This window comes from Curtobacterium sp. B18, assembly GCF_000333375.1.
Taxonomy (GTDB): Bacteria; Actinomycetota; Actinomycetes; order Actinomycetales; family Microbacteriaceae; genus Curtobacterium.
In genome coordinates this window covers 1-8300 of record NZ_BACZ01000420.1, presented here as the reverse complement: position 1 = coordinate 8300, position 8300 = coordinate 1, and the positions used below count along the sequence as shown (strand labels likewise).

Genomic DNA, 8300 nt, shown 5'->3' with positions numbered 1-8300 from the left:
GGGAACGTCAGCCGACGCGCGCGATCCGCACGTCGACGCGGCTGAGCGGCAGGCCGTGCGCGGTCGCGGCGTCGAGCGCCGCGAGGTGCGCCGCACGCGCGGTCTCCGGGGCCGGCACGGAACCGTCGGTGCCGATCACGACGCGGAGCACGTCGTCGTCGAGGACCACGTGCGCGACCGAGGCGCGGGACGCGAGGCGCTTCGCCGCGTCGACCGCGCTGCCGAGCGTCGGGCGTGCGCGGTACAGCTCGGCGACCCCGGGGACAGCGAGGACGGCGGCCTCGATCTCGGCGAAGGTCTCGTCCTGGGTGCTCATGCTCGGTCCTCCTCGGCGTCGTCGTCCGGCTCGTCGGTCGAGGGTGGCAGGAGGTCCCGCACCACGACGTCCACGGACGCCACGACGAGGTCGGTCTCGGTCGCGAGGACCTCGGCGACGGTCTCGCGGATGTCCGACGCCACCCGCTGGATCGTCGACCCGGCGCGGACCGCGATCTCGACGACGACCCGGACCGGCGCGCCGAGCTCGGTGACGTCCCCCTCGAGCGTGCAGCGTGCGATGAGGGCGTCGGGCACCGCGTCGCCGGCGGTGCGCACGAGGGAGCGGATGGCCCCCTCGGTCATCACGGGACGCTCGGTGGGCGCCACCGGACGGAGCGGGACGTCGCGCCCGGCGCGGGCCTCGAGCGAGATGTTGGCGAGCACGCCGCTGATCCACGACTCGTCGGCCGGGGCCTCCTGTTCGGCCGCGGCCTCGAGCGAGCCGAGCGACGACTGCCGGAGCCGCACGATGGCCGCGAGGGCGTTCTGGCACGCGGCGGAGTGGTCGATGCTCGGGTCGGCCGGCTGCATCCCGGCGTCGAGGTAGTCGGCCAGTTCGTCGATCGTGTGGCCGTCGAGGTCGTCGGGTTCGAGGGAGTCGAGTCGGACGGGATCGGATTCGGTCATCGCCATCCCTCCATGAGACGGATCATGTTCTTGCGCGCCCGGGACAGCAGGCCGCGGACGGTCGAGGGCGGGAGGTGCAGTTCCTCCGCGATCGCTTCGTACGAGTACTCGAGCACTTCCTTCATCAGCCACGTCCGCCGTTGCGCCTCGGGGAGTTCCGCGAGCGCGGTCTCGACCGCTTCCTCGCGGGAACGGGCCTCGGCCACGCGGTCCGGAGCGTCGTCCGACGGCGCCTCGACCTCGAGCTCGGTCACGTCGTCGTGGAAACGACGGGCCCGGATGCGGTCGATGCACTTCCGGCTGAGGATGCGCATGAGCCACGCCTTGACCCGGGCGCCGTCCTGCAGCGTGTCGAGCTGGTTCCAGGCGGTGATGAACGTCTCCTGCACGACGTCGTCGAGTTCGTCGGTCGACCCGAGGGTCCGTCGCGCGTAGGCGCGGAGCAGCGGCGTGTGCCGTCGGATGAGGACCTCGAACGCCCGGACGTCGCCGTCGGCCGATCGACCGGCGAGGACGCCGTCGTCGAGGTCGGTGAGGGGCTGGTGGGGCACGGTCTCCTTCTACCGGTGCGGGGTCGGGGATTCCTGTGTGTGCAGGACCTTCATCGGTCCGACGGGTCGCGCCGCCAGCGATCGGATGCGGACCTGCGCCAGGACGTGCTCGTCCCCGACACGGACGGGTGCCGGACGCACGGGGTGCGCCGGGTGGGCAGCAGGTGCGGTTCGGGTCATGGTGGGTTCCTCCATCGGTGTCGTCCACCGATGGGACGGAGCGGACACCCGGATCGTCACACTTCTCCGCACACGAGAACTGCGGCAGGCTTGTGGGCATGTCCCTCGTCACCGCCGTCTGCCGCGTCGACCGCCTGCTGCCGGACTCCGGGACCATCGGCGTGACCGCGATCGACAAGCGTCCCGTCGACGGCCCCGTCCGGATCCGCCCGCTCGGGTTGTACGCCGACGTGCAGGCGGACCGGAAGCACCACGGCGGCGCGGACCAGGCGGTGTACGCCTACGCGGACGAGGACGCGGCGTACTTCGCCGACCTCCTCGACCGCGACGTCCCGCCGGGGCTGTTCGGTGAGAACCTGCGCACCTCGGGCATCGACGTCACCGGCGCCGTCACCGGTGAGCGCTGGCGGATCGGCGAGACCCTCGAGCTCGAGGTCACGATCCCGCGCATCCCCTGCGGTACCTTCGCGCGCCGGATGCGGGTCGACAAGTGGGTGAAGCGGTTCACGGAGGAGGGCCGACCGGGCGCGTACCTCCGCGTGGTGCGGTCCGGACCGGTGTCCGCCGGTGACCCCGTCGTCGTCACCCGCCGGCCCGACCACGGCGTCACGATCGGCCAGCTCTTCCGGGGGCTGACGCCCGAGCAGGCCGAAGCGGTGCTGGCGTCCGGACACGGTCCGGGGCCCGGCGGCCCGGGGACGGGTGGGCTCGCGCCGAAGGTCGTCCGCGAGGCGTCGAAGGTCCTCGCGCGGACGACCGCCTGAGCGGAGCGCCGACCGTCAGCCCTGCTGCGCGCGGCGCACGGGGTCGATCGGGCGCTTCGCCGCGGGGAGCTTCGCCACGACGAGGTCGTACGCGTTGCCGACGAGGTCCTCGACGAGGGTCTCGTCGATGCCGTCGCCCGGCGACAGCGTGATCCAGTGCTGCTTGTTCATGTGCCACCCGGGGGTGATCTCGGCGTGGTCGCGCACCAGGGCGGCGCCGTGCGGTGGCGCGCACTTGAGGTTGACGATCGGGACGTCCCGGAGGACGGACGTCATCACGAACATCTTCCCGACGACCTTGTAGACGAAGGCGCCCTCGCCGAAGGGCTGGGTCTCCACCACCGCGGGCAGACCCATCGCGGTGCGGATCGCGACCTCGTGCAGCATCTCGCCGTCCATTCGTTCCAGCATGCCCCCGACCGCCGACGGCGCGCCTCGGATCGGTCTCGCCGTCGGCGCGCCTCGGACCGGTCTCGCCGTCGGCGCGCCTCGGACTGGGGTACCCGGTGCCGCCATCCTCGAACTATCCTCAGTCCGTGCACATCACCCGGACCCTGAGCATCGCCGCCGCCACCGCCGTCCTCGCCGCGACCGCCGTCGTCGGCGGGACCTCGACCGCCGAGGCCGCCCCCACCGTCTACAAGAACTGCACCGCGGTGCAGAAGGTCTACTCGGGCGGGATCGCCAAGAAGTCCGTCACGAAGAACCGGGTGACCTCGGCCGGCAAGGTGACGTACCGCGCGCTCAAGGGCACCGTGAAGAAGGACGACGCGCTGTACGCGGCGAACAAGAAGCTCGACCGCGACGCCGACGGGATCGCCTGCGAGAAGAGCTGACGCAGCGCAGCCGCGGCCGCGCGCCGCGCGCCGCGCTCCCCGCGACGCGCGTCAGAGGGGCGGGACGCCCTCGTGCCCGGAGCGTGGGCGGGCGGTCCCGGCGACCCCGGTGACCACCGACCCCGGCGGGACGTCCTTCGTCACCACGGTGTTGGCCCCGACGACGGAGTCGGCACCGACCGTGATCGCCCCGATCAGGGACGACCCGGCACCGAGGACCACGCGGTCCCCCACCGCCGGGTGCCGACGGGCGCCCGGTCCGTGCTCGCCTCCGCGGCCGCCGAGGGTCACCCCGTGGAAGAGCACGACGTCGTCGCCGATCACCGCGGTCTCCCCGACGACGACACCCATGCCGTGGTCGATGAAGAACCGTCGCCCGATGCGCGCACCGGGATGGATCTCGATGCCCGTCGCCGACCGGGCGATCTGCGCGATGACCCGGGCCGCGAAGCGTGATCCCGGCAGGCCCTTCGCGAGCCAGAGCCGGTGCGTGATCCGGTAGGTCCAGATCGCGTGCAGGCCGGAGTACACCACGGCGTTCTCGAGGTCCCCGCGCGCTGCGGGATCACCGCGGCGTGCTGCGGCCAGGTCCTCACGGACGGTCCGCAGCACGCCACGACGTCGGGCTGACGTCACGCAGTGAGCCCCTCGAAGAGCACCGTCGACAGGTAGCGCTCACCGGTGTCGCAGACGATCGCGACGACGCGCTTGCCGACGTTCTCGGGACGCGCGGCGATCTCGATGGCGGCGTGGATGATCGCGCCGGAGGAGATGCCGGAGAGGATCCCCTCCTCGGTGCCGAGGGCGCGGGCGACCCGGAGCGCGTCGTCGAGCTCGACGTCGAAGACCTCGTCGATGACGCTCTGGTCGAGGACCTCGGGGATGAAGTTCGCGCCGATGCCCTGGATCTTGTGCGGGCCGGCCTTGCCCTCGGTCAGCAGCGGCGAGTCCTTCGGCTCGACCGCGACGATCTGCACGCCGGGGACCCGCTCCTTGAGGACCTGTCCGACGCCGGTGATCGTGCCACCGGTCCCGACGCCCGCCACGAACACGTCGACGTGCCCCTCGGTGTCGCGGAGGATCTCCTCCGCCGTGGTCTTCCGGTGGATCGCCGCGTTCGCGGGCGTCTCGAACTGGTGGGCGAGGATCGCACCGGGTGTCTCGGCGACGATCTGCTCCGCCTTCGAGACGGCGCCCTTCATGCCCTCGGACCCCGGGGTGAGGACGATCTCGGCACCGTAGGCGCGGATGAGCGCGCGGCGCTCGACGCTCATGGTCTCGGGCATCGTGATGACGACCCGGTACCCGCGGGCGGCGCCGACCAGGGCGAGCGCGATGCCGGTGTTGCCGGACGACCCCTCGACGATGGTCCCACCCGCCTGCAGCTCGCCGGACGCCTCCGCCGCGTCGACGATCGCGACACCGAGCCGGTCCTTCACGCTCGCACCCGGGTTGTAGAACTCGAGCTTCGCCAGGATCTCGGCGCCGCCCTCCTTCGGGAGGCGGTTCAGCCGCACCAGCGGCGTGTTCCCGAACGCCTGCGAGATGTCATCGTGGATCGTGCCGCTCATCGGTACCGTCCTCATCGGGTCAGGTCGCGTGCCTCCGCCCTGGAGGCACGGCGTGCGCTGCGATCCTAGCGATCGGACCCCGGGTGGTGCTGCCTGTGTGACGCGCCCGGCGCGCCCGGCGCGCACCGCGCCTCCCGACCAACGGCTTGGTCCGCCCGCGACCGTTCGCGCTCACCGACACTTCTCGCGTCCCCGATCGCGAAATGTGTCGCTGCGCACGAAATCCTGCGCGCTGGACCCGCGCACGGCGCACCGCGCCCGCGCCCCCGTCCGTCAGCGCACGTGCGCCGTCCGCGCGAACCGCTCGTCCGTCGCCTCGAGCACCCGCAGCACGTTGCCACCGGCGAGCGCCCGGAGGTCGTCGGCACCCCACCCACGCCGCTGCAGCTCCGCCGCCAGCACCGGGTAGCGCGACACGTCGCGGAGGTCCGGCGGGAGCACGGGCGTGCCGTCGTAGTCGCCACCGAGCCCGATGTGCGCCGCGCCGGCGACGTCCCGCGCGTGCTCGACGTGGTCCGCCACGTCCGACACCGTCACGAGCGGGGGCTCCCCGACCGATCCGGCGTCCTCCCAGTCGGCCCACGCGCCAGACACGAACTTCGGCACGAAGGTGATCATCACGACGCCGCCGTTGTCCCCGAGGCGGGCGAGGACGTCGTCCGGCACGTTCCGGGGGTGGTCGTTCACGGCGATCGTCGACGAGTGGCTGAACACGACGGGCTGCGTGGCGACGTCGAGGGCGTCGCGCATCGTCTCCGGCGACGTGTGCGACAGGTCGACGAGCATCCCGATCCGCTCCATCTCGGCCACCACCTCGCGCCCACGGTCGGTCAGGCCGCCGTGCGGGTGGGAGCCGGTGGCCGAGTCGGCCCAGGGCGTGTCGTCGTTGTGCGTGAGGGTCATGTACCGCACCCCGAGGCGGGCGAGGTCGCGGAGCACCGCCAGGTCGTCGCCGATCGAGTGACCGCCCTCGGCACCGAGCAGCGACGCGGTGCGGCCGGAGTCGATCGCGGCGCGGACCTCGGCGGCGGTGCGGGCGAGGGCGAGGGCGTCCGGCCAGCGCTCGATGATCCGGTGCGCGAGGTCGACCTGCTGCAGCGTCGCCCGGACGGGGTCGGGGACGTCCGTCGGGACGAAGACCGACCAGAACTGGCCGACGACGCCTCCGGCCCGGAGCTTCGGCAGGTCGGTGTGCAGCGATCCCTGCTCGGAGTCGATGCCCTCGACGCCGGAGTCGTGGGTCTCCCGCCGTTCCCACGGCAGGTCGTTGTGTCCGTCGATGACCGGGAACGGGAGCGCGTCGAACGTCATGCCCTCGACGCTACCGCGGCCCGGCCGCTCGCTAGGCTCGCCTCATGGACCCCGTCACGCTCCGGACCGAGCGGCTGGTCCTCTCGGTCCCCGAGCTCTCCGATGCCGACGACGTCGTCGCGTACGCGACCGATCCCGACGTCGTGGCGTTCATCCCGATGCCAGAACCGTACGGCCACGCCGAGGCCCACCACTGGCTCACGGCCGTGGTGCAGGAGGGCTGGGCCTCGGACGTCCGCTACGAGTTCGCCATCCGACGGTCCGACGACCCCCGGCTGCTCGGGACGGTCGGGCTGTTCGGCTTCGCCGCCGGCGGTGCCGAGATCGGGTACGCCACCCACCCCGACGCCCGCGGGCAGGGCTTCGTGACCGAGGCGGCGGACCGGGTGCTCCGGTGGGCGTTCGCGCCGGCGCCCGAGGGGCTCGGACTGGTCCGCGTCCAGTGGCGCGCGATGGCGGAGAACCGCGGCTCGATCGCGGTCGCCCAGCGCCTGGGGCTGCGGTACGAGGGCCGACAGCGGTCCGCGGTGCTCCAGCACGGCGTGCGGCACGACCAGCTGCTCGCCGCCGTCCTGCGTGACGACGACCGGTCGGTCAGCACCGCCTGGCCGGTCCCGTGACCGTCGCGTTCCGGGTCGTCACCGACCTCGCCGCCCCGCCGGAGCGCGTGTTCCGGCTGTCGCTCGACATCGGCGCGCACGAGCGCTCCATGGCCGCGAGCGGCGAGCGGGCGGTCGACGGCACCACCACCGGGACGATCGGGCTCGGTGAGTCCGTCACGTGGCGCGCTCGGCACTTCGGGATCGTGTGGCGGATGACGAGTCGGATCACGGCACTGGAGGCGCCGCACCGGTTCGTCGACGAACAGGTGCGTGGACCGTTCGCCCGGTTCCGGCACGAGCACCGGTTCGAGGCGACGGCCGACGGGACGCGCATGGTCGACGAGATCGCGTTCCGCGCACCGCTCGGTGTGCTCGGACTCGCCGCGGAACGCCTCGCACTGGCCCGCTACCTGCCGCGGCTCATCCGGGAGCGCAACGCCTCGCTGGCGGCCGAGCTCGCCGCCGGCGGTCCGGCCGCACCGTAGCGGAGCGGAGCCGGTCGACGCCTCAGAGCGCGTGCGCCCCGAGGATCGCCCCGGCGGCGTACGTCGCGGCGAGTGCCAGTGCGCCCCCGGTGACGACGCGGATCGTCGCCCGCGTGCGCGGGGCACCGCCGAGCGCCGCGCCGGTTGTCCCGGTGGCGGCCAGCGCCACGAGCACCGCGACCACCGTCACGGCGACGCGCGCGGACTCCGGGCTGAGGAGCATCGCGAGGAAGGGCAGGGCGGCGCCGGTCGTGAAGGTCGCCGCCGACACCCAGGCGGCACGCCACGGGCTGACGACCTCGTCCTCGGCGTCGCGGAGCGCTGCGGCGGCGCGTCGGCTGCGGACCTCGGGGCGCACGAGCTCGTCGGCGACGGCGCTCGCCACCGAGGGGTCGACCCCGAGCGCGCGGTAGTGCGCGGCGATCGTGCCGGCGTCCTCCGACTCCGCCTCGAGCTGCGCCTGCTGCGCGGCCTGGCCGGTGCGCTGCGCGTCGCGGGCCCCGCTGACCGACACGTACTCGCCGAGGGCCATCGACACGGCTCCGCCGACGAGCGCAGCGGTCCCGGCGGCGATGACCGGTCCGGTCCCTGCCCCGGCACCGGCGACCCCGACGAGGACCGCCGCGACCGAGACGATGCCGTCGTTGGCGCCGAGGAGGCCGGCGCGCAGCCAGTTCAGCTTGGCGGCGCTGGCGGTGTCGTGGTCGGTGGTGGGGAGGACGAGGTCGGTTGCGGTCGACATGGACGTCAGGATGCCACGCCGTCGCGAGCGGCGCCAGCATGGTGAGGCTACCCTGATCAGGGGTTTTCTGGTGAGGACAGCCTCACCTCACCTCGTGCGGAGTGCGGGAAGCCGCATCGGGACCGCACCCTCGGCCACCGGCCGGAACGTCCGGTCGCCGAGCTGTCACGATCGTCGTATGAGCAGGGGAATCAGGATCGACCACGTGGGCGTCACGGTGCCGGACATCGACGCAGCCACGGCGTTCTTCGAGGCGGCGTTCGACGCCGTCGTCCTGTACGACATGCGGTGCCGCTCGGAGGAGCCGAACGGC

The 8300-nt window shown here is 73.1% G+C and carries 13 protein-coding genes; 4 read left to right on the top strand and 9 right to left on the bottom strand.

The genetic code is table 11. The features are described 5' to 3' along the window. Nucleotides 1-7: 7 nt before the first annotated feature. From I5E_RS11590 to I5E_RS25485, 4 genes are read right to left on the bottom strand one after another with little or no spacing between them, the layout of a single operon-like run. A complete protein-coding gene (locus tag I5E_RS11590) occupies nucleotides 8-316 on the bottom strand; it encodes a hypothetical protein (RefSeq protein WP_022907136.1) in 309 nt (102 codons plus the stop codon). Next, nucleotides 313-945, bottom strand: coding sequence for a hypothetical protein (locus I5E_RS11585; RefSeq protein WP_031262318.1), 633 nt, complete (start codon nucleotides 943-945; stop codon nucleotides 313-315). The genes I5E_RS11590 and I5E_RS11585 overlap by 4 nt, the downstream gene beginning before the upstream one ends. Beyond that, the gene (locus I5E_RS11580; protein WP_022907134.1) at nucleotides 942-1496 is read right to left on the bottom strand and encodes an RNA polymerase sigma factor; all 555 of its coding nucleotides are present in this window, start codon (nucleotides 1494-1496) and stop codon (nucleotides 942-944) included. The genes I5E_RS11585 and I5E_RS11580 overlap by 4 nt, the downstream gene beginning before the upstream one ends. Nucleotides 1497-1505: 9 nt before the next feature. After that, on the bottom strand, nucleotides 1506-1676 hold the full coding sequence (locus I5E_RS25485) for a hypothetical protein (protein WP_187290500.1): 171 nt from the start codon (nucleotides 1674-1676) through the stop codon (nucleotides 1506-1508). A 98-nt stretch (nucleotides 1677-1774) separates the two neighbouring features. On the opposite strand from I5E_RS25485, the gene I5E_RS11570 reads away from it, so the two are divergent. Further along, the gene (locus tag I5E_RS11570; RefSeq protein WP_031262315.1) at nucleotides 1775-2440 is read left to right on the top strand and encodes an MOSC domain-containing protein; all 666 of its coding nucleotides are present in this window, start codon (nucleotides 1775-1777) and stop codon (nucleotides 2438-2440) included. Nucleotides 2441-2455: 15 nt separating this feature from the next. Here I5E_RS11570 and I5E_RS11565 read toward each other — a convergent pair whose 3' ends face one another. Continuing rightward, nucleotides 2456-2839: an MmcQ/YjbR family DNA-binding protein gene (locus I5E_RS11565; protein WP_022907131.1), complete on the bottom strand. Its 384-nt coding sequence runs from the start codon at nucleotides 2837-2839 to the stop codon at nucleotides 2456-2458. A gap of 137 nt (nucleotides 2840-2976) precedes the next feature. On the opposite strand from I5E_RS11565, the gene I5E_RS11560 reads away from it, so the two are divergent. Then, entirely contained in the window at nucleotides 2977-3276 is a 300-nt protein-coding gene (locus I5E_RS11560; protein WP_022907130.1) for an excalibur calcium-binding domain-containing protein, read from the top strand. Nucleotides 3277-3327: 51 nt separating this feature from the next. Here the strand turns inward: I5E_RS11560 and epsC are convergent, their stop codons facing one another. From epsC to I5E_RS11545, 3 genes are all read right to left on the bottom strand, one after another. Continuing rightward, nucleotides 3328-3912, bottom strand: a complete 585-nt coding sequence (gene epsC, locus I5E_RS11555) for a serine O-acetyltransferase EpsC (RefSeq protein WP_261974923.1) — start codon at nucleotides 3910-3912, stop codon at nucleotides 3328-3330. Next, nucleotides 3909-4847 (bottom strand): cysteine synthase A, encoded by a 939-nt coding sequence (gene cysK / locus I5E_RS11550; RefSeq protein WP_022907128.1) that lies wholly within the window; start codon nucleotides 4845-4847, stop codon nucleotides 3909-3911. The genes epsC and cysK overlap by 4 nt, the downstream gene beginning before the upstream one ends. Before the next feature lie 273 nt (nucleotides 4848-5120). Continuing rightward, entirely contained in the window at nucleotides 5121-6158 is a 1038-nt protein-coding gene (locus I5E_RS11545; protein ID WP_022907127.1) for a dipeptidase, read from the bottom strand. A gap of 44 nt (nucleotides 6159-6202) precedes the next feature. Here I5E_RS11545 and I5E_RS11540 point away from each other — a divergent pair, with 44 nt between their 5' ends. Together I5E_RS11540 and I5E_RS11535 are read left to right on the top strand one after the other, a co-directional pair. Then, nucleotides 6203-6778 (top strand): GNAT family N-acetyltransferase, encoded by a 576-nt coding sequence (locus I5E_RS11540; RefSeq protein ID WP_022907126.1) that lies wholly within the window; start codon nucleotides 6203-6205, stop codon nucleotides 6776-6778. Beyond that, nucleotides 6775-7245 (top strand): SRPBCC family protein, encoded by a 471-nt coding sequence (locus I5E_RS11535; RefSeq protein ID WP_022907125.1) that lies wholly within the window; start codon nucleotides 6775-6777, stop codon nucleotides 7243-7245. The genes I5E_RS11540 and I5E_RS11535 overlap by 4 nt, the downstream gene beginning before the upstream one ends. A gap of 22 nt (nucleotides 7246-7267) precedes the next feature. Here the strand turns inward: I5E_RS11535 and I5E_RS11530 are convergent, their stop codons facing one another. Then, complete coding sequence (locus I5E_RS11530) at nucleotides 7268-7987, bottom strand: VIT1/CCC1 transporter family protein (RefSeq protein ID WP_022907124.1); 720 nt, start codon at nucleotides 7985-7987, stop codon at nucleotides 7268-7270. Between the last annotated feature and the right edge of the window lie 313 nt (nucleotides 7988-8300).

Bases quoted from the DNA above. Each gene is read 5' to 3' on its own strand.
- I5E_RS11590 (WP_022907136.1), bottom strand. From the start codon at position 316: ATGAGCACCCAGGACGAGACCTTCGCCGAGATCGAGGCCGCCGTCCTC.
- I5E_RS11585 (WP_031262318.1), bottom strand. From the start codon at position 945: ATGACCGAATCCGATCCCGTCCGACTCGACTCCCTCGAACCCGACGAC.
- I5E_RS25485 (WP_187290500.1), bottom strand. From the start codon at position 1,676: ATGACCCGAACCGCACCTGCTGCCCACCCGGCGCACCCCGTGCGTCCG.
- I5E_RS11570 (WP_031262315.1), top strand. From the start codon at position 1,775: ATGTCCCTCGTCACCGCCGTCTGCCGCGTCGACCGCCTGCTGCCGGAC.
- I5E_RS11565 (WP_022907131.1), bottom strand. From the start codon at position 2,839: ATGGACGGCGAGATGCTGCACGAGGTCGCGATCCGCACCGCGATGGGT.
- cysK (WP_022907128.1), bottom strand. From the start codon at position 4,847: ATGAGCGGCACGATCCACGATGACATCTCGCAGGCGTTCGGGAACACG.
- I5E_RS11545 (WP_022907127.1), bottom strand. From the start codon at position 6,158: ATGACGTTCGACGCGCTCCCGTTCCCGGTCATCGACGGACACAACGAC.
- I5E_RS11540 (WP_022907126.1), top strand. From the start codon at position 6,203: ATGGACCCCGTCACGCTCCGGACCGAGCGGCTGGTCCTCTCGGTCCCC.
- I5E_RS11530 (WP_022907124.1), bottom strand. From the start codon at position 7,987: ATGTCGACCGCAACCGACCTCGTCCTCCCCACCACCGACCACGACACC.